Annotated in this window: 22 protein-coding genes; 13 read left to right on the forward strand and 9 right to left on the reverse strand. The window is 34.5% G+C overall.

The features are described 5' to 3' along the window. Positions 1 to 2: 2 nt before the first annotated feature. A complete protein-coding gene (locus YWA_RS0104990) occupies positions 3 to 326 on the forward strand; it encodes a DUF4870 domain-containing protein (protein ID WP_022827400.1) in 324 nt (107 codons plus the stop codon). Positions 327 to 328: 2 nt separating this feature from the next. Beyond that, positions 329 to 988: an alpha/beta hydrolase gene (locus YWA_RS0104995; RefSeq protein WP_022827401.1), complete on the forward strand. Its 660-nt coding sequence runs from the start codon at positions 329 to 331 to the stop codon at positions 986 to 988. A gap of 13 nt (positions 989 to 1,001) precedes the next feature. Here YWA_RS0104995 and YWA_RS0105000 read toward each other — a convergent pair whose 3' ends face one another. Both YWA_RS0105000 and YWA_RS0105005 read right to left on the reverse strand, forming a co-directional pair. Then, the gene (locus YWA_RS0105000; RefSeq protein ID WP_022827402.1) at positions 1,002 to 1,505 is read right to left on the reverse strand and encodes a hypothetical protein; all 504 of its coding nucleotides are present in this window, start codon (positions 1,503 to 1,505) and stop codon (positions 1,002 to 1,004) included. A 9-nt stretch (positions 1,506 to 1,514) separates the two neighbouring features. Then, on the reverse strand, positions 1,515 to 2,279 hold the full coding sequence (locus tag YWA_RS0105005) for an MBL fold metallo-hydrolase (RefSeq protein ID WP_022827403.1): 765 nt from the start codon (positions 2,277 to 2,279) through the stop codon (positions 1,515 to 1,517). A gap of 92 nt (positions 2,280 to 2,371) precedes the next feature. On the opposite strand from YWA_RS0105005, the gene YWA_RS0105010 reads away from it, so the two are divergent. Continuing rightward, entirely contained in the window at positions 2,372 to 3,832 is a 1,461-nt protein-coding gene (locus YWA_RS0105010; protein ID WP_026718598.1) for a nicotinate-nucleotide adenylyltransferase, read from the forward strand. Positions 3,833 to 3,898: 66 nt separating this feature from the next. Here YWA_RS0105010 and ytxJ read toward each other — a convergent pair whose 3' ends face one another. Continuing rightward, positions 3,899 to 4,285 carry a bacillithiol system redox-active protein YtxJ gene (ytxJ, locus tag YWA_RS0105015; RefSeq protein WP_022827405.1) on the reverse strand — a complete coding sequence of 129 codons (387 nt, stop codon included), beginning with the start codon at positions 4,283 to 4,285 and terminating at the stop codon, positions 3,899 to 3,901. Between the two features lie 137 nt (positions 4,286 to 4,422). Here ytxJ and clpB point away from each other — a divergent pair, with 137 nt between their 5' ends. Both clpB and YWA_RS0105025 read left to right on the forward strand, forming a co-directional pair. Beyond that, entirely contained in the window at positions 4,423 to 7,017 is a 2,595-nt protein-coding gene (clpB, locus tag YWA_RS0105020) for an ATP-dependent chaperone ClpB (protein ID WP_022827406.1), read from the forward strand. Between the two features lie 200 nt (positions 7,018 to 7,217). After that, positions 7,218 to 8,288 (forward strand): PAS domain-containing sensor histidine kinase, encoded by a 1,071-nt coding sequence (locus YWA_RS0105025; RefSeq protein ID WP_022827407.1) that lies wholly within the window; start codon positions 7,218 to 7,220, stop codon positions 8,286 to 8,288. A 104-nt stretch (positions 8,289 to 8,392) separates the two neighbouring features. Here YWA_RS0105025 and YWA_RS0105030 read toward each other — a convergent pair whose 3' ends face one another. The 6 genes from YWA_RS0105030 to YWA_RS0105055 all read right to left on the reverse strand — a co-directional run bounded on the left by YWA_RS0105030 (position 8,393) and on the right by YWA_RS0105055 (position 16,692). Next, positions 8,393 to 8,953: a fasciclin domain-containing protein gene (locus tag YWA_RS0105030; protein ID WP_022827408.1), complete on the reverse strand. Its 561-nt coding sequence runs from the start codon at positions 8,951 to 8,953 to the stop codon at positions 8,393 to 8,395. Between the two features lie 137 nt (positions 8,954 to 9,090). Continuing rightward, the gene (gene rpsA / locus YWA_RS0105035; RefSeq protein WP_022827409.1) at positions 9,091 to 10,875 is read right to left on the reverse strand and encodes a 30S ribosomal protein S1; all 1,785 of its coding nucleotides are present in this window, start codon (positions 10,873 to 10,875) and stop codon (positions 9,091 to 9,093) included. Positions 10,876 to 11,193: 318 nt separating this feature from the next. Continuing rightward, positions 11,194 to 12,666 carry an IMP dehydrogenase gene (gene guaB, locus YWA_RS0105040; RefSeq protein ID WP_022827410.1) on the reverse strand — a complete coding sequence of 491 codons (1,473 nt, stop codon included), beginning with the start codon at positions 12,664 to 12,666 and terminating at the stop codon, positions 11,194 to 11,196. Positions 12,667 to 12,750: 84 nt separating this feature from the next. Beyond that, entirely contained in the window at positions 12,751 to 14,679 is a 1,929-nt protein-coding gene (locus YWA_RS0105045; protein ID WP_022827411.1) for a tetratricopeptide repeat-containing sensor histidine kinase, read from the reverse strand. Between the two features lie 50 nt (positions 14,680 to 14,729). Continuing rightward, positions 14,730 to 15,593, reverse strand: coding sequence for a hydroxymethylglutaryl-CoA lyase (locus tag YWA_RS0105050; protein WP_022827412.1), 864 nt, complete (start codon positions 15,591 to 15,593; stop codon positions 14,730 to 14,732). A 76-nt stretch (positions 15,594 to 15,669) separates the two neighbouring features. Continuing rightward, positions 15,670 to 16,692 (reverse strand): quinone-dependent dihydroorotate dehydrogenase, encoded by a 1,023-nt coding sequence (locus YWA_RS0105055; protein ID WP_026718599.1) that lies wholly within the window; start codon positions 16,690 to 16,692, stop codon positions 15,670 to 15,672. 290 nt (positions 16,693 to 16,982) lie between these two features. Between YWA_RS0105055 and YWA_RS0105060 the strand changes: the two genes are divergently transcribed. From YWA_RS0105060 to YWA_RS0105095, 8 genes are all read left to right on the forward strand, one after another. Continuing rightward, positions 16,983 to 17,417, forward strand: coding sequence for a hypothetical protein (locus YWA_RS0105060; RefSeq protein ID WP_022827414.1), 435 nt, complete (start codon positions 16,983 to 16,985; stop codon positions 17,415 to 17,417). 27 nt (positions 17,418 to 17,444) lie between these two features. After that, the gene (locus YWA_RS14685) at positions 17,445 to 18,098 is read left to right on the forward strand and encodes a porin family protein (RefSeq protein WP_022827415.1); all 654 of its coding nucleotides are present in this window, start codon (positions 17,445 to 17,447) and stop codon (positions 18,096 to 18,098) included. 101 nt (positions 18,099 to 18,199) lie between these two features. Then, the gene (locus YWA_RS14690) at positions 18,200 to 18,532 is read left to right on the forward strand and encodes a YtxH domain-containing protein (RefSeq protein ID WP_022827416.1); all 333 of its coding nucleotides are present in this window, start codon (positions 18,200 to 18,202) and stop codon (positions 18,530 to 18,532) included. A 14-nt stretch (positions 18,533 to 18,546) separates the two neighbouring features. After that, positions 18,547 to 18,909 (forward strand): hypothetical protein, encoded by a 363-nt coding sequence (locus YWA_RS0105075; protein ID WP_022827417.1) that lies wholly within the window; start codon positions 18,547 to 18,549, stop codon positions 18,907 to 18,909. Continuing rightward, entirely contained in the window at positions 18,896 to 19,267 is a 372-nt protein-coding gene (locus YWA_RS0105080) for a hypothetical protein (RefSeq protein ID WP_022827418.1), read from the forward strand. Before YWA_RS0105075 ends, YWA_RS0105080 begins: the two co-directional genes overlap by 14 nt. A gap of 116 nt (positions 19,268 to 19,383) precedes the next feature. Further along, positions 19,384 to 21,318 (forward strand): BamA/TamA family outer membrane protein, encoded by a 1,935-nt coding sequence (locus YWA_RS0105085; protein ID WP_022827419.1) that lies wholly within the window; start codon positions 19,384 to 19,386, stop codon positions 21,316 to 21,318. A gap of 101 nt (positions 21,319 to 21,419) precedes the next feature. Next, entirely contained in the window at positions 21,420 to 23,924 is a 2,505-nt protein-coding gene (locus tag YWA_RS0105090; protein WP_022827420.1) for a PIG-L family deacetylase, read from the forward strand. Positions 23,925 to 24,038: 114 nt separating this feature from the next. Next, positions 24,039 to 25,778, forward strand: a complete 1,740-nt coding sequence (locus tag YWA_RS0105095) for a sodium:solute symporter (protein ID WP_022827421.1) — start codon at positions 24,039 to 24,041, stop codon at positions 25,776 to 25,778. Positions 25,779 to 25,817: the final 39 nt, after the last annotated feature.

Below are 25,817 nucleotides of genomic sequence, written 5' to 3' on the forward strand. Positions count from 1 at the left end.
ATATGGATACTTTTCAAGAAGGAAAAAAAATAGCAACTATAAGCTACATTACTATTATAGGTACAATTATCGCTTTTACGATGAATAGCGAAAAGAAAAATGATTTTGCTGCGTTTCATATTCGCCAAGCATTAGGAATTTTTATTACATTTTTCGCATTTGGTTACATCATCGGCTATTTTAACAGTTGGATGATTACCTCGGCATTTTGGGTATTCATTTTCGTACTTTGGATGTACGGCTTTTTAGGTGCTTTAGAAGGAAAAAAACGATTAGTACCGATTGTTGGACCGTTGTATCAAAAACTATTTACAGCTAAAAAATAAGTATGAAATTATCATTAGAATACCTTGTTAGAGAACCGAAAATAAAAGCAGACAAAAATCCACTAATCTTATTATTGCACGGTTACGGAAGTAATGAGCAAGACTTGTTTTCCTTCGCAAGCGAATTGCCAGAAGAATATTATGTGATTGCGGCAAGAGCTCCTTACGATTTACAATACGGAAGTTACGCTTGGTATGCCATCAATTTTGACGCGGATGAAAATAAATTTTCAGACCACAATCAAGCGATGCAATCACGCAATTTAATCTCAAAATTCATTGACGAATTAATTCAGAATTATCCAATAGATTCAAATGATTTTACATTATTAGGCTTTAGCCAAGGAACTATTTTGAGTTATGCTGTAGCACTTTCCTATCCTGAAAAAGTACAACGTGTTGTAGCTTTAAGTGGATATTTGAATGAGGAAATTATCGCAACAAATTATAAAAACAATGATTTTTCAAAATTGAAAATATTTGTTTCGCACGGTTCAGTGGATCAAGTGATTCCGATTAGTTGGGCGAGAAAAGCGCCTGGAATTCTTACTTCATTAAATATTCCAAATGAATTTAGAGAATATGAGGTAGGACACGGAGTTGCTCCGCAAAACTTTGCTGATTTAAAAAACTGGTTACAAAGAACGAAAAGCTCCAATTAGGAGCTTTTTTGTTTTAACGTTTCGGATAAATAACCGTTTCTGCAACTTCAAACGAAACTGTTTTATCATCGTTGATAAAATACTTAATTATTGATTCTCCCCAAGTAGTTCCATCGTTAAAATCGGCAATGATCCATCGGTGGTTTAAAACCTTTGCTTTATTGATAATGAATTTTCGTTCTGATAATTTCTCAAATCCAGTATACGGATTTCCTTCAGGCTTATCATTAAACGAAATCAATTGGTCTTTTACAAAAGGAATTAATTTTTGGTAATCTAAAAATTCGCCCGTTTGTTTATCTTCAAAATAATCTTGTGCATTTTGATTGGTTTCCAATGAGAAATAATTGGCATCAAACAAATTGTTATTTACAACACTCAACGAATCATGTAGCTTTTTATCCAACTTGCTGTATCGCTCTTTCTCAAATTTCTGATCTTTTGAAAAGTAGGCAAACGTGAACACATTAAATAAAAGGGCTAAAATAAAAAGATATAACAATAACGATTTTCTCATAAAAGATAATTAAATAGTAAGTTCTAAATTGTCGTAAGCCAAATAAACATTAGCAGGTAGTTCGTTTTGAACTGCTTCATGCATGCCGAAATTATGACTAATGTGAGTTAAATATGTTTTTTCAGGAGCTACTTTTTTAATGAAATCAAGCGCTTCTTCCAAATTAAAATGAGTAGGATGCGGTTCTTTTCGTAAAGTATTAATCACCAAGACTTTTACACCCTTAATTTTCTCAATTTCAACATCTTCTATAGTTTTGACGTCTGTTAAATAGACAAAATCGCCAATGCGGTATCCAAAAACTTGTAAACCGCCATGACACGCGTTTATTGGAATTATAGTTTGGTTGTTAACCTCAAAAGGTTCGTCTTTATCAACAGGAATTGGCAAAACTGATGGCGCTCCAGGATACTTATTTTCAGTTCTAAAGATGTAATCAAACCGTTTTGCTAAATTCTCTAGAACTCTTGGATGACCATATAGCGGAATATCGCCTTGCTTAAAGTAAAAAGGGCGAATGTCGTCCAAACCGGCAGTATGATCCGCATGTTCATGGGTAAAAAGCAAAGCGTCCATACGACTGCAACCCGATTGTAGCATTTGATACCTAAAATCAGGACCACAATCAATCACAATTGAAAAGTTTTCATCGTAAACCCAAACGGCAACGCGAAGTCTTTTATCTCTTGGATCGAGACTTTTACATACAGCATCTGTGCATCCTATCACAGGAATGCCTTGAGAAGTTCCAGTACCTAAAAAATAAACGTTCAAAAGTGATAATTTTTTACAAAAATAAGATAAAATTCGTTCTATAATGCCCTATTTTACTAACTTTGTTACTTATTAAAATGCAACTTATTTTCATGGATACTGAAATAATATTGAAAGGTGATAAAGTCATCGAACAAATCCCTTCTATCAAAGACAAAGCACTTCGAATTAATCTGAACGAAAACATTTACGGTACTTTTGCCGAAATTGGTGCAGGACAAGAAACTGTTCGGCATTTTTTTAGAACAGGTGGTTCGTCTGGAACTATTGCTAAAGCAATGTCGGCTTACGATAAAGATTTTAGCGATTCTATTTATGGAATCGAGACAGACGGTCGTTATGTAACTGAAAGTCGTTTGAAAAAAATGCTTTCGCACGAAGTCAACTTAATAGAAGCAAGACTTAATCGTGAGAAACATCCTAATAAAATGTTCTTTAGTTATGCAAATACAGTAGCAACTATCGACTTTGCAAAGCAATTTAAAGGCCATGGTTGGGTTGGAATTCGGTACCAATTAGATCCTTCTGCAGATTATAACGAAATTATCATTCACATTCGATTTAAAGAAATGGATGCGCGTTTGCAACAAGAAACTTTAGGAGTTTTAGGGGTGAATTTAATTTATGGTGCATATTACAAATACAACGATCCTAAAAGATTATTGCGTTATTTATACGATCATTTAGACAAAGATCAGTTGGAAATTGATACCATCAACTTTTCAGGTCCTCTTTTTAGCGAAGTCGACAACCGATTGATGAGTTTACAGCTGGTTAAAAACGGAATGACTGACGCGGTAATGTTCAATCCGGATGGACAAAACATTCTTCCTGCTTCCATTTTATATAAGAAGAATATTCTTGCTTTGAGAGGAAGCTTCAGACCTGTGACCAAAGTAAACATTGATATGTATGAGAAATCGTATAAGATGTTTGTCCAAGAAAATAAGGTCGATGAAAAAAATACTTTGGTAATTTTTGAAATTACACTTTCCAACTTGCGTTCTGAAGGTGAAATTGACGAACGTGATTTTATGGATCGAGCGGAACTTTTATGTTCGTTAGGCCACACGGTTATGATATCTAATTTCCAAGAATATTATAAAGTGGTTGAATATTTCTCTAATTACACCAAAGCCCGAATGGGATTAGCAATGGGAGTAAATAATTTAGTAGATATTTTTGACGAAAAATATTACCGTCATTTAAGCGGTGGAATACTGGAAGCTTTTGGAAAATTGTTCTACCGAGATTTGAAAGTATTCTTATATCCAATGATTGACGAAGAAGGACAATTGATCAATTCTGAAAATTTAAAGGTACATCCAAGAATGAAGGAATTGTATAAATTCTTTAAATTCAACGGAAAAGTAATTGATATAGAAGAGGTAGACGAAAATCACCTTCAAATTTTCTCACGTGAAGTGCTGAAAATGATTAGCAAAGGAAAACTTGGCTGGGAAGGAATGCTTCCTCAAGGTATTGCAGAGTTAATTAAAGAACACCACCTTTTTGGTTATGGTGAAACTAAATTACTTGAAAAGACAAATTAATTTCAGATTAGAATAAAAAAATCTCCAACGCTTTAAAAAGTTTTGGAGATTTTTTTTGAAATTGATTTAAGCAAACTGTTCTAATGAACTTGCATCAATACTTTCATGCGAAGCGTCATAAATTGACTTACCGTCTTTCAATACGATCATCTGAGGCGATTGATGCGTGACGTCAAAACGTGCTGCAATTTCGTTTGAAATAGGTCGGTATTCAATTAAATCTAAAAAATAAATTTCCATTTTATCTGCTGGAATCGCGTATGTATTTTCAAAACTTTTCAACACAAATCGGCTGATGCTGCATCTTGTGCTGTGTTTAAAAAGCACTACCACTTTTTCGTTTGATTGTTGTTCTGCATGATCTAAATCTTCCATGGACTCTAAATAATTCCATGCTAATTTTGAACTTTCTTTTCCTTCGCTTTTCGCAAACATTCCTCCAAATATACCCATTTTGTCAGTTTTTATGCCAATTTGTCGTTAAATTCAAAATAAAAAGTACCAAAATGGCGCTAACTTTACTATGGAATATAAATTGACGTTCTGTTATCAAAGTTAGAAAAATATAATTTAAATATAAGACACAACATATGAACATTAACAATTTTACAATCAAATCCCAAGAGGCGATTCAAAAAGCTCAGATGTTGACTCAAATGGGAGGCCAACAACAGATTGAAAACGAACACATTTTCAAAGCTATTTTTGAAGTAGACGAAAATGTCGCTCCATACCTACTCAAGAAACTAAATGTAAATGTCGATTTATTCAAGCAAATCTTGGATAAAATGATTGAATCGTTTCCAAAAGTTTCTGGAGGCGAAATCAGCCTTTCGCGCGAAGCGAATGCTACTTTAAACGAAGCAGAAATTATTGCTAAAAAAGGTGCTGACGAATACGTTTCGATTGAACATTTAATTTTAGCCATTTTCCAATCAAAAAGCAAAGTTGCTCAAGCCTTAAAAGATCAAGGAGTAACCAGAAAAGGATTAGAAAGCGCGATCGAAGAATTAAGAAAAGGAGAACGAGTAACTTCACAATCGGCTGAAGAAACGTATAATTCGTTAAATAAATATGCTAAAAATCTAAATGAATTAGCTCGAAACGGAAAGCTTGATCCTGTGATAGGACGAGATGAAGAAATTCGACGGGTTTTGCAGATTTTAACGCGTAGAACGAAAAACAACCCAATGTTAGTGGGTGAACCAGGAGTTGGTAAAACCGCGATTGCAGAAGGTTTGGCACATCGAATTGTAGATGGCGACGTACCAGATAATCTAAAGGACAAAATTATTTTCTCCTTAGATATGGGAGCTTTGATTGCTGGTGCAAAATATAAAGGGGAATTTGAAGAACGACTAAAATCGGTAGTGAAGGAAGTAACTTCTGCCGACGGTGACATCGTTTTATTCATCGACGAAATCCATACTTTAATTGGAGCTGGTGGTGGCGATGGCGCGATGGATGCTGCGAATATCTTGAAACCTGCTTTGGCAAGAGGTGAATTAAGAGCAATTGGAGCAACAACTCTAGACGAATATCAGAAATATTTTGAAAAAGATAAAGCCTTAGAGCGTCGTTTTCAGAAAGTAATGGTGGATGAACCAGATACTGAAAGTGCTATTTCAATTCTACGTGGAATTAAAGAAAAGTACGAAACACACCATAAAGTCCGAATCAAAGATGATGCAATTATTGCTGCAGTAGAACTTTCGCAACGATATATTACCAACCGATTTTTACCGGATAAAGCGATTGATTTAATGGATGAAGCAGCTTCCAAATTGCGAATGGAAATCAATTCAAAACCAGAAGAATTAGATGTTTTGGATCGCAAAATCATGCAGTTGGAAATTGAAATCGAAGCAATTAAAAGGGAAAAAGACGAAAACAAATTGAAAGGTTTGCATTTGGATTTAGCCAACCTGAAAGAAGACAGAAACGAAATTTTTACGAAGTGGAAAACTGAGAAAGATTTTGTAGATTCTATTCAAACCGTTAAAACCGAAATTGAAGATTTAAAATACGAAGCAGAAAAAGCAGAACGCGACGGCGACTACGGAAAAGTAGCTGAAATTCGTTACGGAAAAATGAAGGAAACGCAAGAGCGACTTGATGTTTTGCAAAAGGAATTAGCTGAGAATCAAAATGAAACTTCTCTCATTAAAGAAGAAGTTACTCGTGAGGATATTGCTGAAGTGGTGGCAAAATGGACGGGTGTTCCTGTTATGAAAATGTTGCAAGGCGAACGTGAGAAACTATTGAATCTTGAAAATGAATTGCACCAAAGAGTTGTAGGTCAAGAAGAAGCAATTACGGCTGTAGCTGATGCGGTACGTAGAAGTCGTGCCGGTTTACAGGATATGAAGAAACCTGTTGGAACGTTCCTATTCTTGGGTACAACTGGTGTTGGAAAAACGGAATTGGCGAAAGCCTTAGCAGAATATTTATTCGATGATGAAAATGCGATGACGCGAATTGACATGAGCGAATACCAAGAACGCCACAGCGTGAGCCGTTTAGTTGGAGCACCTCCTGGATATGTGGGTTATGATGAAGGTGGACAATTAACGGAAGCCGTTCGGAGAAAACCGTATTCCGTTATTCTTTTAGATGAAATTGAAAAAGCACATCCGGACACCTTTAATATTTTGCTGCAAGTTTTAGATGAAGGTCGATTGACCGATAACAAAGGACGTTTGGCCGACTTTAAAAATTCGATTATCATTATGACTTCGAATATGGGAAGTGCAATTATTCAAGAGAAATTTGAAAAAGCAACTTCTAAAGTCGCAATCGAAGATGCAACGGAACAAGCAAAAGTGGAAGTACTGAATGTATTGAAACAAACGGTCAGACCAGAATTTATTAACCGAATTGATGAGATTGTAATGTTTACGCCTTTAACTCAAAGTAACATCCAGAAAATCGTGGGATTACAGTTGAAATCGGTGAGTAAGATGCTTTCACAACAGGGAATTACTTTTGATGCAACGCCCGAAGCCGTGGCTTATCTTTCGGAGAAAGGTTTTGATGCTGAATTTGGCGCAAGACCAGTGAAGAGAGTTATTCAGCGTGACGTAATGAATCCACTTTCAAAAGAGATTTTGAGTAATCAAATTTCAACAGACAGTATTATTTTACTGGACGCTTTTGATGGAAAGTTGGTTTTTAGAAATCAGTAATTAAAATTTATAGTGTTGAAAAGGACTTTTGCAATTAAGCATAAGTCCTTTTTTAATTTAAATTTTTTTGCGATTTTTAATTTGCATAAGCGGCAACAATAAACCAAGAAAAAGATATTTTTTTCAACACAAACTTCTACCTTACGTAAAATTGCGAGGAAGAATATATTAGAATAAGAAGCGTAAACTATTTTTGACAAATGACTGAAGAAAACAATACTATTTTCAAGAGATTCTTTGATATCTCACCTGATTTACTTTGTATTGCAGGTTTTGATGGCTATTTTAAAAAAGTAAATAATTCGGTATCTGAATTGTTAGGATTTACGGAAGAAGAATTACTATCTAAACCCATAAACGAATTTATATATCCGGATGACCGAGATACAACAGCGAATGTTCGAAAGCATTTAACTAAAAATAGTACTTTACAAAATTTTGAGAATAGATATGTGACTAAAAGCGGCGAAATCGTTTGGTTGGCATGGACTTCAATGCCTGTTAGCGAAGAAGAACTTGTTTTTGCAATCGCTAAAAATATCACGCATAAAAAAATTTTAGAGGAAGAACGTAATTCGCTACTTACCACTATTACTCGAATTAATAGTGATTTAAAACAATTAACGTACACGAGTTCACATGACTTGAGATCTCCGGTTAATAATTTAATTTCAATTTTCAGCTTGTTAGATGTTTCTAAAATTGACGATAGTGAAACATTAGAGTTTATAAAAATGTTAGAAACTACCAGCGGAAATCTAAAAGAAACTTTAAACGAGTACCTTGATTTATTTATTCAACGTGATAATTTGAATGCAGAACTAGAACCTGTGAATCTAAATAAAGCTTTAAATTCTGTATTGCTTTCAATTAATTCATTAGTCAAAAGTTCAGGTACCAGCGTCACAACCAATTTTTCTGCTTTTGAAAACATATCCTTTAACAAGTCTAATCTTGAAAGCGTACTATTAAATCTTACGACAAATGCGATCAAATATGCAAAACCAAATATAAAACCTAAGATTTCAATTACCTCGAAGATTCACAATGGAACATATCAACTCATCTTTGCAGATAATGGTTTGGGATTTAATATGGAAGTTGTGAAAGATAAAATATTTGGACTGCATCAAAAATTTCACAATCATGTGGACAGTAGAGGAATTGGACTTTATTTAGTACACAATCACATCACCAGTTTGGGAGGGCAAATTACAGTAGAAAGTGAAGTGAATGTGGGAACTCAATTTACAATTTCTTTTAAGAGTTAATTCATTTTCATTAACGATAATATTTCAAATAATTACAATAAAAAAAAGGGACTTGTATTACTACAAGTCCCTTTCTCAATCAACCTTAAATCAAACCTTTTTCATTATGCTTTTGGAGTAACTACTGCATCAATCACATGAATTACACCATTTGATTGGTTCACATCTGCAATTGTAACTTTTGCTTTATTTCCATTTTCATCCGTGATGTATAAATCTTTACTCATCATCCAAGCTGTTAATGTTCCGCCTTGAACGGTTTTCAACATTGCTTTTCCATTGGCTTTTTTAATTGCTTTAGCGATGTCTTTCGCATTCAATTTTCCTGCAACAACGTGGTAAGTCAAAATGCTTTGCAACATTTTTTTATTTTCTGGTTTTACCAAAGTTTCAACCGTTCCTTTAGGTAATTTATCGAAAGCTGCATTTGTTGGTGCGAAAACTGTGAATGGTCCTTTGCTTGATAAAGTTTCTACTAAATCTGCTGCTTTTACTGCTGCAACTAAAGTCGTATGGTCTTTTGAATTCACTGCATTTTCAACAATGTTTTTAGTTGGATACATCGGAGCTCCTCCAACGGTAACTGTTTTTTGTGCGTAAGAACTTGTTCCGAATGCTAATGCAATTGTGAAAACTGCAACGCTAAATAAATTTTTGTTTTTCATGATATTTCTATTATTAGATGTTTATACAGTCATTTACGGGAATGGATTTGATATGGTTTTAAATTTTTAAAAATTATGCATAAAAAAAGCCTCACATTTCTGTGAGGCCTTCATTTGATTGAAATAAAGTCAGAAAATTAGTTTCCTCCTTTTTCCATTTTAGCTTTCAATGCAGCAAGAATGTCGTTACTGTCTCCTAAAGTAGAAGCAGGTGCATTGTTGTTGTTTGAAGAACTATTACTATTGTTATTATCAGAGTTTGCTTTCACATTTTTCTCTTCTTCTTCGCGGAAGATAGCAGTGTGAGATGCAACTACTCTTTTAAATTCTTTATTGAATTCGATTACTTTGAAATCAGCAGTTTCGCCTTTTTTCAATTTTTTACCGTCTTCTTTTTCTAAATGACGTGTTGGAATAAATGCAACAACATCATCACCGAAATCTACAGTAGCTCCTTTGTCAACAATTTCAGAGATTTCACCGTTGTGGATTGTTCCTACAGCAAAAGCTTCTTCATGTTTGTCCCATGGATTAGCAGTAGTTTGTTTGTGACCTAAAGATAATTTACGTCCGTCAACATCCAACTCTAAAACTACAACGTCAAGTTTTTCTCCAACGTTTACAAATTCAGATGGGTGTTTGATTTTCTTAGTCCAAGAAAGATCAGAAATGTAGATTAATCCATCAATTCCTTCTTCTAATTCTACGAAAATACCGAAGTTTGTAAAGTTTCTAACGATACCTGAATGTTTAGAACCTACAGGGTATTTAGAAGTGATATCAGTCCAAGGATCTTGAGATAATTGTTTGATACCTAAAGACATCTTACGATCGTCTCTATCTAAAGTTAAGATAACTGCATCAACTTCATCACCTACTTTTACGAAATCTTGAGCAGAACGTAAATGAGTTGACCATGACATTTCAGAAACGTGGATCAAACCTTCAACACCTTCAGCAACTTCAATAAATGCACCGTAATCAGCGATAACAACTACTTTACCTTTTACTTTATCACCAACAGCAAGGTTAGCATCTAAAGCATCCCATGGGTGAGCGTTCAATTGTTTCAATCCTAATTGAATTCTTGTTTTCTCGTCATCAAAGTCAAGGATTACAACGTTCAATTTCTGATCTAATTCAAGAACTTCACTTGGGTGGTTGATTCTTGACCAAGAAAGGTCAGTAATGTGAATCAATCCATCAACACCACCTAAGTCAATAAACACACCATAAGAAGTAATGTTTTTAACAACACCTTCTAATACTTGTCCTTTTTCTAATTGACCGATGATTTCTTTTTTCTGTACTTCAATATCCGCTTCGATAAGCGCTTTGTGAGATACAACAACGTTTTTAAATTCGTGATTAATTTTCACAACTTTAAATTCCATTGTTTTGTTTACGTAAACGTCGTAATCTCTAATTGGTTTAACATCAATTTGAGATCCTGGTAAAAACGCTTCAATTCCGAAAACGTCAACGATCATACCACCTTTAGTTCTGCATTTTACAAAACCATTAACGATTTCTCCTGTTTCGTTTGCAGAAATTACTCTATCCCAAGCTTTAATTGTACGTGCTTTTCTGTGAGATAATACTAATTGACCTGTTTTGTCCTCACGGATGTCAATTAATACTTCTACTTTGTCACCTACTTTTAAGTTTGGATTGTAACGGAATTCGTTTAAAGAAATTACACCTTCAGATTTAGCGTTGATATCAACGATAGCATCTCTGTCTGTAAGTCTAACAACGATTCCTTCTACTACTTCTTCTTGATCAGTTGCAATAAAAGTTTTTGCTACTAATTCTTCAAATTCTTGTAAGTTTTTTTCATCAACTAAGTCAATTCCTTCTTGGAAATTGTGCCAGTCAAAATTTGCTAAAAACTCTTCTTGTGATTTGTTAACGTCAGACATATGTTCTGATAAAAATTTGTATTCTGCATTCCTTGCGTTTCTTAATGCGATAAGAAAAAAACAGAAGTTGTTTTACTTAAATATTTGATACCTAATGGAAACGCTATTCGCTAAAAGGTGTGCAAAAGTAAAACTTATATTTTGAATTACAAAACAATATAGATGATGAAATTTATATTGAACAGAAATAATTTTAAATACGTGCAAATCTTTGACAAAGAGTGAAAAATATGAGTATCAATTTAGGACCAAAAAGATTTCTAGAAATAAAAAAGTCCAACAATACTGTCGGACTTTTATATCTAATTTGGAAAAATATTATCTTGAATAATTTGGCGCTTCCTTAGTAATGGTCACATTATGTGGGTGACTTTCATTGATTCCGCTTGCTGTAATTCTGATAAAACGACCAGTTTCCTGCAAAGTAGGAACATCTTTTGCGCCACAATAACCCATTCCGGCACGAAGTCCACCAATGAATTGTTGCATACTTTCATTTAGTTCTCCTTTATAAGGCACACGACCTACAATACCTTCGGGAACTAATTTCTTCACATCGTCTTCCACATCTTGAAAATAACGGTCTTTCGAACCTTCTTGCATCGCTTCAACAGAGCCCATTCCCCGATACGACTTGAATTTTCTACCTTCAAAAATAATGGTTTCTCCTGGAGATTCTTTCGTTCCGGCTAAAAGTGAACCTAACATTACACAATCAGCTCCTGCAGCAATTGCTTTGGGAATATCACCTGTATAGCGAATTCCACCATCAGCAATTACGGGAACTCCTGAACCTTTGATTGCAGCGGCAACTTCTAGAACTGCAGAAAATTGTGGAAAACCAACACCTGCTACAATTCTTGTCGTGCAAATTGAACCAGGTCCAATTCCAACTTTTACACCATCTGCTCCATTTTCAACTAAAAACTTAGCTGCTTCTGGCGTGGCGATGTTTCCTACAATTACATCTATAGCACTAAATTTTGCTTTTATTTCTTTCAAAATATTCACAACTCCTTGCGTATGTCCGTGAGCGGTGTCAATAATTAAAGCATCTACTCCAGCATTCACCAAAGCTTCAGCACGTTGAACTGCATCACCCGTTACTCCAATTGCAGCTGCAACTCTTAGTCTTCCGTAAACGTCTTTGTTAGCACTAGGTCGCTGCGTTAGTTTTGTGATATCTCTAAAAGTTATTAAACCAACTAAAACATTGTTATCGTCTACAACAGGAAGTTTTTCGATTTTATGCCCTTGCAAAATAATTTCAGCTTCACTTAATGAAGTTCCTGCCGCAGCAGTCACTAAATTTTCAAAAGTCATTACCTCAACAATTGGACGCGTCCCTACTTTTTCGAAACGCAGATCACGATTTGTAACGATTCCTTTCAATTTCTTGTTTTCATCAACAATCGGAATTCCACCAATACCATATTCTTTCATCGCATTTTTAGCATCTGCAACAGTTGAATTTAATGGCAAAGTTACTGGATCGATAATCATTCCTGATTCTGCACGTTTAACACGACGTACTTTTGCCGCTTGTTGTTCAATCGTCATGTTTTTATGCAAAACACCGATTCCGCCTTCTTGAGCCATAGCAATTGCCATAGAACTTTCAGTAACGGTATCCATTGCTGCAGAAACAATAGGAACGTTTAAGGTAATATTTCGTGAAAATTTTGTTTGAATATTGACTTCTCTTGGAAGTACGCTAGAAAAATTGGGAACTAATAAAACATCGTCGTACGTAAGTCCTTCTCCAATAATTTTTGTTTGATGTGCAATCATTGCCAGTTGTAGTTATACTGAAAGTAATTTCAGAGTTGTGGTTAAATTGCGTGCAAATATACTAAAAATAAATAAAAATATTTTTTAATTTTTCATAAAAGAAATAATAAATTCAGTCCCTACTTCTTCCCCACTTTTAATATCAAGGGTTCCTTTATTATTTGCGATAAACTGTTTTACTAAAAGCAGCCCCAATCCTGTCCCTTCTTCAAAAGAAGTTCCAAGCTCCGAATAGATGCGTTTGTCGCTTTTTAAAATCTCAGTAATTCGACGTTCTTCGATACTTGCTCCAGAGTTGGCTATATGCACATTGATGAAATTTCCGTTTTCAGAATAACTGCAGGATATCGTTCCATTTTCATCTGTGAATTTTACTGCGTTTGCAATAATATTTTGAATAATCACGCGAACTTGTCCTTTGTCTGCACTTATAAAAAGTGCTGTTGAGGGAAGCTCATTTGAAAACGTAATATTTTTTTTATTCATTTCTAAAATGTACAATTCTAGAACACTTTTTGAAAGTTCGTATATATCAATTACCTCAAAATTGACAATTTGACCATCCATTTGGGTATTGGCCCACTGTAATAAATTATTCAACATGTTTGAAGTGGCTACAGTCTGCAAATGCAATTGATCAAAGATATCTTGTTGCAATTCTGGCGTTAAAGAATCGTCTTTTTGAAGTTCTAGCATTTGCACAATATTTGCAATAGGCGAACGTAGATCGTGAGAAACAATCGAAAATAATTTATTTTTAGTATCGTTTAAGGCAATCAATTCTGTGTTTTGTTGACTAATCAACAACTTTTGATTTTCGATGTCGGCATTTTTTACACGCAACTCCTCATTAAAAACGTCTTTAAGTCTTGCATTTCTGCGTCTTAAAAATATAATTCCAATTAAAAACAAAATCAGAATTAAAAATGAGTAGATGATTATTTGGTCTCTTTTAACTTTTTGAGCGCTTAATTCATTTTTCGCTTTAAGTTTTACGTTTTCAACTTCTTTACTTTTCAATTGAAGATAATTAACGTCGTTGATGCGTCGTTCGCTGTACAAACTGTCGTTTATTGCGTTATTAATTTGAAGAAAACTATATGCTTTTGCGGTGTTATTTTTCTTCTCGTAAATCTCAGCAAGTATTTTTGCGGCACGAGATAGATCCCAATTTGCATTGAGTTTTTTTGCTGTTTCATATGCTATTATGCCATTTTTTTCAGCATTATCGTACTCACCAATTGTTAAATAAGCGTTTGCTAAACTTGCGTGAACATAGGTAGTTTCCCAATTATTTGGCAATTGCTTTGGATTACTAAAAACTAAATTATAATAATAAAACGCAGAGTCTTTCTTATTTTTAACCAACATGATGTCTCCTAAACGGCTTTCGACCATGTGGTTGACCTGATTTAAATTATTTTTCTTAGAATAAGTAAGTGCTTTTTTGAGATTCTTAGCTGCTAAGTCGTATTGCTTCAGATCTGTTTGCGCAATTCCGATATTAAAATAACTTCTTGCGATCCCTTGATAATTATTATTTTTAAGATCTAAAACGACCGATTTCTCGAACGTAATTATTGATTCTTCCAGCTGATTGAAGGCGCTTTGAATGAGTGCAACACCGTTAAGTGAGCGTGCAAGTGATTTCTCATTATGGTACTTTTCATGAATTTGTATCGCTTTCAAATACATCTGTAGGGAATGATCGTAAGTTCCCTTTCTGTAGTAATAGATTCCAAACATGGTATAAACATCACCAAGTTTTTCGTCGCTTTTGAGCTCTTGGGCTAAATGTTGTGCCTCTTTTAATTTTGCAAACCCAGCGTCAAAATCTTCGTATTTTAAGTCATCCGCTTGCTGTAACAGCTGATCAATTTTCTGTTCCGGTTTTTGAAAAGTAACGGCTGCTTGCGTGTTGAAGACAAAAATAAGAATGATTAATAACGTAAAATACCTCTTCAATAAAAGAGATTTTGCAACATGTTTTACATTCAAATTAAGCTTTTTCACAGAAATAAATTGCGATTAAATTTATTAAAGATACAAAGTTTTATCTTTTACTAATGGTATTTACTAAATATTTTTGTTGCTTCATTGTAACAACTTTCAAATGACATTGGGCTTGTATGAGTGTTTGCTTTCTCGGCAGTAAAGTAGGACAGTAATTTTTCTGTCGGCATATTCCCAGTCAAATCATCCTTAGCCATCGGGCAACCTCCAAAACCTTGAATGGCTCCGTCAAATCTTAAACAACCGGCTTTGTATGCTGCATTTACTTTTTCAAACCACCGGTCTGGAGTCGTATGAAGATGTGCTCCAAATTCAATTTGTGGGTATTGTGGAATCAAATGCGAAAACAAATATTCAATAATTTCAGGCGTGGAACTTCCAACCGTATCAGACAAGGAAAGAATTTTAACGCCCATATTTGACAAACGTTCGGTCCACTCGCCTACAATTTCTACGTTCCAAGGATCACCGTATGGATTTCCGAAACCCATAGAAAGATAAGCAACTACTTCTTTATTAGTGGCGTTAGCAATATCTAAGATTTCTTGTAAAGTCACTAATGATTCTGCTATGGTTTTGTGTGTGTTTCGCATCTGAAAATTCTCAGAAATAGAAAAAGGATAACCCAAATACTGAATTTCTTTATGTTGAGAAGCCAGTTCCGCTCCTTTAGTATTGGCAATAATTGCCAGGAGCTTACTGGAAGTTTGTGATAAATCAAGTTGCGCTAAAACCTCCGCTGTGTCTACCATTTGCGGAATCGCTTTTGGAGAAACGAAGCTTCCAAAATCAATGGTATCAAATCCGACACGCAAAAGCGACTGAATATAGGCCACTTTTTCCGCAGTTGGAATAAATGCTTTAATACCTTGCATGGCATCACGCGGACATTCTATAATTTTTATTGACTTCATTGTGCCAAAGATAGTAAAGTATTGAAAATTACGAAATCGATTTTTTAGATAATTGAAGATTTAAAAAAACCTAAAATTATTTTTTTGTCGCCAAAATCTTTTTATTGATTTCCTTAATTAATGCAGGACCTTCGTAAATGAAACCGGTGTAAAGTTGGATTAAACTGGCTCCAGCATCCAATTTCTCAATTGCATCATCCGCAGAATGGATTCCTCCCACTCCAATAATTGGAAACGAACGATTGCTTTTGTCTGCTAAAAATCGAATTACTTCTGTGGAACGCTTTGTCAACGGTTTTCCAGACAAGCCACCCATTTCGTCTCTGTTTTCAGACTGCAAACCTTCTCGAGAAAGTGTAGTATTAGTAGCAATAACACCCGCTATCTTAGTGGTATTGACAATATCAATAATGTCTAACAATTGTTCATCCGTTAAATCCGGAGCAATTTTTAGTAAAATTGGTTTTGCTTTCGATTTGGTATTGTTCTTGTTTTGCAGCGTTTGCAATAACTTTTGCAACGGTTCTTTATCTTGCAATGCTCTTAAGTTGGGTGTATTTGGTGAACTCACATTCACAACAAAATAATCAACGTAGTCGTATAAAGCATCAAAACAGATTTCATAATCTGAAACAGCTTCTTCATTTGGAGTTAATTTGTTTTTGCCAATATTTCCTCCTATTAATACACCATTATTTTTCTTTAGACGTTCCACAGCTTCTAAAACACCACCGTTATTAAAACCCATTCGGTTGATGATTGCTTGATCTGCTTTTAAACGAAACAATCTTTTCTTAGGATTTCCTTCTTGCCCTTTTGGTGTCAACGTTCCAATTTCTATAAATCCAAAACCAAAATTAGAGAGTTCTTTATACAATTTCGCATCTTTATCAAATCCCGCAGCTAAACCTACAGGATTTTTAAATTTCAGCCCAAAAACTTCACGTTCCAATCGAGTGTCCTTGACTTCATACATACTTTTAAAAAGTGCATTAACTCCTGGGATTTTTGATAATTTCTGAATCAACGAAAAAGTAAAGTAGTGCACTTCCTCAGGATCATATTTAAATAGAAGTGGTCGAATGAGTTGTTTGTACATGTTGCAGTTGTTAGTTGCGCAAAAATACACAAATTCGCACAGCAAACGAACGAGTATTTTAAACAAATAATTTGCAACTCCCTTTTAATACGTGTTTTTTTTCTATTGAAAAACGATCCGACAAATTTGTTATTACATTATATACACCTTATTGAACCGTATAAAAAGGCGATTTTCACGTAGAAGTTTAAATATTATAAACTATAAAAAAAGTACTGTAAAAGTTTTGGTCGGAAAGCGTAGCATCTTTGTACTATAGATTTAATAACCTATAGAATTAAAAAAACGCTATGAAAAAATCAGTTTTAACTTTAGGAATGCTTGCTTCGTTTTTTGCAGTTTCACTTACAAGTTGTAAGGATGCAGAAACGAATGTTAAGGACACTCAAGAAGAAGTTTTAGACGCCCGAGTCGATTTGATGGAGTCGAAAAATGCGGCTGCGGAAGCTTTGGAGAAATTTAAATTAGATGTTTACGAAAAAATATCTAGTAACAACAAAAAGATTCGCGATTTAAGAGTCAAAGAGATTAAAGGTACTTCGAAAGAAAAAGAAGAATACACGATTCGAATTGACGATTTACAAACTAAAAATGAAGCTTTAAAATCAAAACTTGATGCCTACACATCTTATGATGAATCAAGTTATGAAACTTTCAAAAGTGATTTGCAAGAAAATGCAGATGCTTTAGAACGTGAGTTTCAAGAATTAGAAAACAGAAAATAAAACCCCAAAATTAAATTTTATACAATTATGACAACTTTAAAGAAATTATTTATCGCTCCTGTATTTGCAGTTGCATTATTCGCTTCACAATCAACTATTGCACAAGATCAAACAACTAGCAGTACTCCTTACAATATGGATGCTAGAGAAGAACTAAAAGTAGGAATTAAAGCGGGAATGAACTATTCTAACGTGTACAGCGAAAGTGGTAACGATTTTGTTGCAGACGGAAAAGCTGGATTCGCAGGTGGAGTATTTGTTTCCATTCCTTTAAATCAATTAATTGGTGTTCAACCTGAATTGATGTATTCACAAAAAGGATTCAAAGGTGAAGTTATAGGAATTGACTATAAAGCAACGTTCAACTATTTAGATTTGCCAATTCATTTACAAATCAAACCTACAGAAAACATTAGTATTCTTGCAGGGCCACAATTTTCATACTTATTGAGTTCAAAATACGAACTTGGATCTTTAAGTGCTGTAAATGAAAAAGATTTAGAAGATGACAACAACAGAGCTACTGTAGGGATTTCTGCAGGTGTGGATTTCACAGTTCAAAACTTCCTTATTTCTGCTCGTGGATCATGGGATTTAAGCAAAATGAACAAGGATAACAATACTAGTGATATCAACTATAAAAATCAATTATTTCAAGTTACTTTAGGATACCGTTTCTAAAGAACAGTGGGAGAAATTGTTATTGAAAAAGAAAAAAAACCGAAAGACCGCTATATCTTTCAAAATATTAAAAAAAAATACTAATTTTAAAAACAAACATTATGAGCTCAGGAAAAGTAGTTTTAGGTGCAATCGCAGGATTAGCAACAGGTGCAATATTAGGAATTTTATTCGCTCCAGAAAAAGGAAAAGATACTCGCAAGAAAATTGCTAAAAAAAGCAAAGATTCTGTTGAAGATATCAAAGCAAAATATGAAGACATTATCAGTGCTTTAACATCAAAAGTGGAAAGCGTAAAAAAAGATGCTTCAAAATTGTTTGAACATGGAAAAGATTTAGCAGAAGATGCTAAAGACGATGCTTCAAAATTATACTCAGGTGGAAAAGATTTAGCCCACGAAGCTAAAATCAGAGCTGCTAATCAAGTTAAATAATTAAATGTACTATTATGAAAGATAAAGCAATATTAATAGAAATGCTTTTTGAGAAGGTGGAATCATATACAAAAACCTCCTTAGAATTATATCGACTGAAAGCGATTGATAAAATCACAGATGTGTTTGCAACAATTGCATCAGGAATGATTATTGCTCTTATTATTGCTTTATTCTTCATTTTAATTTCAGTAGGTTTAGCACTTTATTTAGGTGAAGTACTTGGAAAAACGTATTATGGTTTCTTTGCACTAGGAGGTTTTTACGCTTTAGTTGCAATCATTATCGCGATGAATCGTCGTGCATGGTTGGAAAGCAAACTAAATGATTTCATTATTAATCAAACTTTTAAAAAGAAAGACAATGTACACAATTAATAGCGACAAAAGTTTAGCAGAAGCCATCCGTAATCTAGAAGCACAACGTGTTATAGAATTAGAAATTTTAAAAAAGACCGCCGAATTAACTTTACATGAGTTAAATCCGGTCAACATTGTTAAAGAGAAAATTCACGACGGATTATCTAACATTGGAGAAACAGTACAATCCACTGGTTTCAAAAATGGATTATTGAAAACTGGAATTGGTTTAGCTACTGGTTTTTTAACCAAAAAACTATTAGTGGGTTCGAATGCCGGAATAATGAAGCGGCTTTTAGGAACCGCAATTCAAGCAGCAGTTTCCGGATTTGTAATCAAGAAATTACCTGAAGAAGATGAATTTAAAAATACATAAAGTGAAGACCGGTTTTTTTTATAGAAATCGGTTTTTTTCTTTGTAATTAAATTATCTTGGACGCGCCGTAATAGTGCCTTTTTTTACCCCAAATTTTACTTCTATTTCCTACTCTAATGATAAATAAAATTTCATTATATTCATTCGTGGTTGCATTAGCTCTTTTTTCGAGTGTTACCGTTGCACAAGAAAAAGACAAGGTAAAAGATACTACACAAACGAAGATAATAAAGCGTACCGCAAAAGTTGAGGAGGAAACCAAGGACACTACACTTTACAAAAACATTGAAAAATTTAGTAAAAAAAGCAAATTTACTAAATTATTACACAAAGCTATTTTCGAAGGAACGTCAACAAAAAGTTCAAATCCCATTCGACGTCCTAAGAATAAAGTATATAAAAAATACGAAGGAAAGATCATCCGAAATATAAACATCGAAACCCTAGATCCTTTTGGTTACTCAGTGGCAGACACGACCAAAAAGCCTAAAAATTGGGCAGAAGAAACAGGGAACAAGTTGCATTTAAAATCAAAGGAATTTGCCATTCGGAACCTTACTTTATTAAAAAAGAATACACCACTTGATTCGTTACTTGTTCGGGAAACAGAGCGATTGATTCGTAATCAACGTTTCGTAAGCCAAGTGCAAATTACTGCTCAATTGGCAAGTAAAAATTCTGATTCCGTTGACGTTACCGTACGCGTTTTAGATTCTTGGAGTATAATTCCAAAAGGTTCCATATCACCAAATCGAACTCGCTTTGAGTTAATTGACCGAAATTTCTTCGGCTCAGGTGTTGATTTTAGCAATAAAGTTACCCACGAGAACAGTTCTGGAATCACCGGTTATGCTACACGACTGATTGTACCTACAATTAAAAGTACTTATATTCGAACAACGATTGAATACCGCTTAGAATTAGATGGAAGTTACGGTAAAAGTCTGAATATGGAACGCCGGTTTTTCTCTCCTTTTACCAAATGGGCAGGAGGTTTTTATGTGGATCAACAATTTCAAATGGATTCTTTAGCAAATTCTTCCGGCGACTTTGCAAATCAAAATTTCAAGTATAATTCAAACGATATTTGGGCAGGTCGCTCTTTTCAATTGTTCAAAGGAAATAAAGAGGCAGATCGAACTACAAATTTTATTTTAGCGACTCGATTTTTACATACCGGATATATCGAATCACCGACCCTTGAATATGATCCTACGCATTTTTATTCCGGCGAAAACTTCGTAATGGCAGGATTTGGTATCTCTTCCCGACAGTTCGTTGAGGACCAATATTTGTTTAATTATGGAATTATTGAAGATGTTCCCATTGGAAAAATTTACAACCTTACAGCTGGTTACCAACAGAAAAACCATGAAGGCCGACTCTATTTAGGAGCTCGAGCATCGTTTGGAAATTATTTTAAATTTGGTTACTTAAGTACAAACTTCGAATATGGAACCTTTTTTAATGATAAAAAATTAGAACAATCGGCATTTACTTTTCAAGCCAATTATTTTACAAATTTAATCCCATTAGGCGAACGGTGGAAAATGCGTCAATTTGTAAAACCGCAAGTTGTATTGGGGTGGAATCGTTTAAACATTAAAGACGATCAAATTAGTATTAATGAACGAAGTGGTTTTCAAGGTGAATATGGTGCCGGTTATGCTGGAACAAATACCTATGGAATTGGAGGTTACAACACCGAACTTTTTGGGACAAAAAAATTAGTATTGTCACTACAAACGCAATTTTATTCTCCGTGGAATCTTTGGGGTTTTCGTGTGAATCCTTATTTCAACATGACTACCGCACTTCTTGGAAATGAAAAACGCGGCTTACATAAAAGTCCGCTTTATGCGTCTTTTGTAACGGGAATAATTATCAGTAACGACTTTTTAGTATTTAATTCATTTCAGTTTTCATTGGCGTATTATCCCTCAATTCCGGGTCAAGGCTACAACATATTCCAAACCAATTCTTTTGAAACTACTGATTTTGGCTTCCAAGATTTTGAGCTGGGAAAACCACGAACCGTCTCCTATCAATAAAATGCTACAATTTGAAATGTAATGTTAAAGGTTTTTCAAAACAATTCTAACTTTCTTTAAATTCTTATATTTGGCATTCTAACCTTACTATTCCATTTAGAATGCAATCACGCTCTACTTTATTTGTGCTTTTCTTGCTATGTTTTTCATTACAAATTAACGCACAAGCCCCGGCAAAATATAATGCTGCTGAAATTTATGCTAAAATCGAAAAGCTAAATTTTCTAGGTTCTGTACTTTACATTGCCGCACATCCCGACGATGAAAACACGCGTTTAATTTCCTATATGTCGAATGCCCAAAAAGCACGAACAGGCTATCTTTCATTAACGCGTGGCGACGGCGGACAAAATTTAATTGGCCCAGAATTGCGGGAACTTTTAGGCGTTATTCGAACTCAAGAATTAATTGAAGCTCGGAAAGTAGACGGAGGCGAACAGTTTTTCTCTCGTGCAAATGATTTTGGTTATTCAAAAGTACCAACTGAAACCTTGAAAACTTGGAATAAAGCAGAAGTGCTGGCCGATATGATTTTCGTGATCAGACAGTTTCAACCCGACGTAATTGTGACTCGATTTGATTATAGAACTCCGGGAACTACTCATGGTCATCATACTTCATCGGCTTTATTGGCGCAAGAAGCTTTTGATTTAACCAACAATAAAACTGTTTTCCCTAGCCAATTAGATTTGGTTCAACCTTGGCAACCAAAACGTATGTATTTCAATACTTCGTGGTGGTTTTATGGCACGAAGGATAAATTTGATTCGGCAGATAAAACGAATTTGGTCAATTTATCGACAGGAACGTTTTATGAAGCTTTAGGTAAATCCAATCAAGAAATTGCCGCTTTAAGCAGAAGCCGTCATCAATCACAAGGATTTGGAACTTCTGGAGTCCGAGGTGATGATATGGAATATTTGGAATTTATTAAAGGTGAAAAACCAACTGACAAAACCAATTTATTTGAAGGGATCGACACTTCTTGGAATCGCGTTGAAGGTGGAAAATCAATTGGCATTCTTGTTTCAAAAATAGCAGAAAACTATGATTTTAAAAATCCGTCTGCAAGTATTTCTGATTTGACAAAAGTGTACCAACTGATACAAAGTTTAAAAAACGAACATTGGAAAACGGTTAAGACGTCAGAAATAAAAGACATTATTGCTGCTTGTGCAGGACTTTACTTAGAAACTGTTGCCGAAAATCAATCTTCAACTCCAAACTCAGATATTAATTTGACCGTTGAAGCGATAAACCGCAGTGCTGTTAAAATGACACTAGAAAGTATCACCGTTCTCCCAGAAAATACCGTTTTCAATCAAAATATAGATTTAAAAAATAATGTGAATGAGAGTTTTCCGTTACAAGTTCATTTACCAAAGAACTTAGAGTATACTGCTCCATATTGGCTCAAAGAGCAAGGAACTGTAGGAATGTATCGTGTTGATGATCAAAAAAATATTGGAAAACCAGATATTATTAGACAACTAAAAACAATTTTTAATGTAAAAATCAACGGCGTTTTAATTCCATTTGAGCGAACGGTTATTTACAAATTTAACGATCCTGTAAAAGGTGAAGTGTACCGTCCTTTTGATATTGAACCACTCGTAACCACAAGTTTTGTTGACAAGGTAAAAATTTTCAGTACTGATTCAAAACAAACGGTTGCTGTTAAAGTACAATCAGGTGCGGCAAATACGAATGGTGAATTAAAATTACAACTCCCAAAAGATTGGAAAGTGACTCCCGAAAGTATGCCGTTTTCAATTGAATTGAAAAATCAGTCCAAAACCTACACTTTTCAAGTAACACCTCCAAAAGCAAGTAGTGAAATTGAAGTTAAAGCTGTTGCAACGGTAAACAACGCCACATTTGACAAAGAAAAAATCATGATCAACTACGATCATATTTCAAATCAGCAGGTTCTTCAGCCTTCTGTGGGGAAATTTATAAAATTAGACATAAAAACGGGTAGTGAAAAAATCGCCTACATTATGGGTGCCGGAGACGAAGTTCCTACAAGTTTGCAGCACATGGGTTATGCTGTGACAATCGTCAAACCTACTGAAATTTCAAAAGAATACTTGCAGAACTTTGATGTAATTATGGTGGGAATTCGTGCCTACAATACCATTGAAGAATTAGCATTCAAACAACCTATCTTGTTGGAATTAGTTCATTCGGGTAAAACAATGATTGTACAATACAATACGACGGGCAAATTAGTTACGGATAAAATTGCTCCATTTCCCTTGCGAGTTTCAAGAGACCGTGTGACTGAAGAAGATGCTACCGTTACATTTTTAGCGCCAAACCATTATGTTCTAAATTATCCAAATAAAATAAATACCAATGACTTTGAAAATTGGGTTCAAGAACAAGGTTTATATTATCCTGATCAATGGGACGAAGCCTTTACTCCTATAATTTCTTCGCACGACGAAAATGAAACACCAAAAAACGGTGCATTATTAGTCGCTCCTTACGGAAAAGGATATTATATTTACACGGGATTAAGCTTTTTTAGAGAATTACCTGCGGGAGTTTCTGGAGCACATCGTTTGCTTGCCAATTTAATCAGCCTGAAAAATGCAAATTAATATATGGAGCCACAAAAAATAAAAACATGGAAAAAGAATTACACATTAGTACTTGTTGCTAATGCCATTTATATTCTGATTTTTTACATTATAATGACCTACTTTTCTTAAATTATGCAGGAATTAGATTGGATTATACTCAGTATCACTTTAATATTTATTGTTTCGTACGGTGTTTGGAAAACCAAAGGAAGCAAAGATGTAAAAGATTATATTTTAGGAAATAACGAAACACCATGGTATACGGTAGGAATTTCAGTGATGGCAACACAAGCGAGCGCCATTACTTTTCTTTCTACTCCAGGTCAAGCGTTCAATGATGGAATGGGATTTGTCCAGTTTTACTTTGGATTACCATTAGCGATGGTTGTAATATGCTATACGTTTATTCCTATTTACCACCGACTCAAAGTGTACACAGCCTACGAATATCTTGAACAACGTTTTGATTTAAAAACGAGGTCCTTGGCTGCGATTTTATTTTTAATTCAACGTGGTTTAGGAACCGGATTGACAATTTACGCTCCAGCCATTATCTTATCCACGATTTTAGGTTGGGATTTGACCCAAATGATCATTGTCATCGGAACACTGGTGATAATTTACACGTTTACAGGTGGAACGAAAGCTGTTAATGTCACTCAAAAACAGCAAATGTTCATCATTATGTCGGGAATGTTCATTGCATTTTACCTCATATTGAGCTATTTACCTGAAGAAGTTACCTTTTCAAATGCGCTTCAAATTGCAGGAGTAAACGATAAAATGAACATTATCGACTTCTCATTTGACACAAAAAGTAGGTATACGTTTTGGAGTGGAATTACAGGAGGTTTTTTCTTAGCGCTTTCTTATTTTGGAACCGATCAATCGCAAGTACAACGTTATTTGTCTGGAAAATCAATCCGCGAAAGTCAGATGGGATTAGTTTTCAACGGTCTTTTGAAAGTACCGATGCAATTTTTCATACTTCTTACTGGAGTAATGGTTTATGTGTTTTTTCAGTTCCAAAGTTTGCCAATAAACTTCAATCCAAACAGTAAACAAGCGGTTGAAAATTCAATATATGCGGGAGATTATGAAAAATTAGAAAATGATTTAGTAAAAGTTTCTACCGAAAAGAAAGAAGTCACTTTGGCCTATGCTTCTCAACTTAATTTAGACCGAGAAAATAAGGTTTTAAAAAATCGGATAATTGCGTTAAACGAGAAGGAACGAAGCATCCGTGACGAGGCGAAAGTTATTATTGGAAAGGCAAAAGACAAGGAAAAAACAAGCGACGCCGATTATGTCTTTATACATTTTATTGTAAACTTTTTACCCAAAGGAATGATTGGGTTATTATTGGCTGTTATTCTTTGTGCGGCAATGTCTTCCACCGCTTCTGGATTGAGTTCATTGGCTTCTACAACCGTAATTGACATTTATAAGCGTAATTTAAAAAAGCCTAAATCCGATAAGCATTTTGTCACCGCATCTAAATTATTTACGATAATGTGGGGAATAATTGCGATTCTATTTGCCTGCTTTGGAACGCTTTTTGAAAATCTAATCCAGTTAGTCAACATCATTGGATCCATATTTTATGGAACTGTATTGGGGATTTTCCTTGTCGGTTTCTATGTGAAATATGTCAAAGGAAGAGCGATATTTTGGGGAGCCGCGTTAAGCCAATTAACAATATTCTTCATCTACTACTTCGCAATTCACATTTATCCAAGCGGACAAGAAAAACTAGGTTATCTGTGGTTAAACTTTATTGGAGCGGTATTGACATTGATCTTTTCAGTATTGTTTCAAGTACTTTTCAAGGATGATAATTCTATAGAACCGGAACAGATTGCAACTACATAAGTTCATTTTAAAGCATAAAAAAAGCGGCTGTAATAGCCG

This window comes from Flavobacterium antarcticum DSM 19726 (assembly GCF_000419685.1).
Classification (GTDB): Bacteria; Bacteroidota; Bacteroidia; order Flavobacteriales; family Flavobacteriaceae; genus Flavobacterium; species Flavobacterium antarcticum.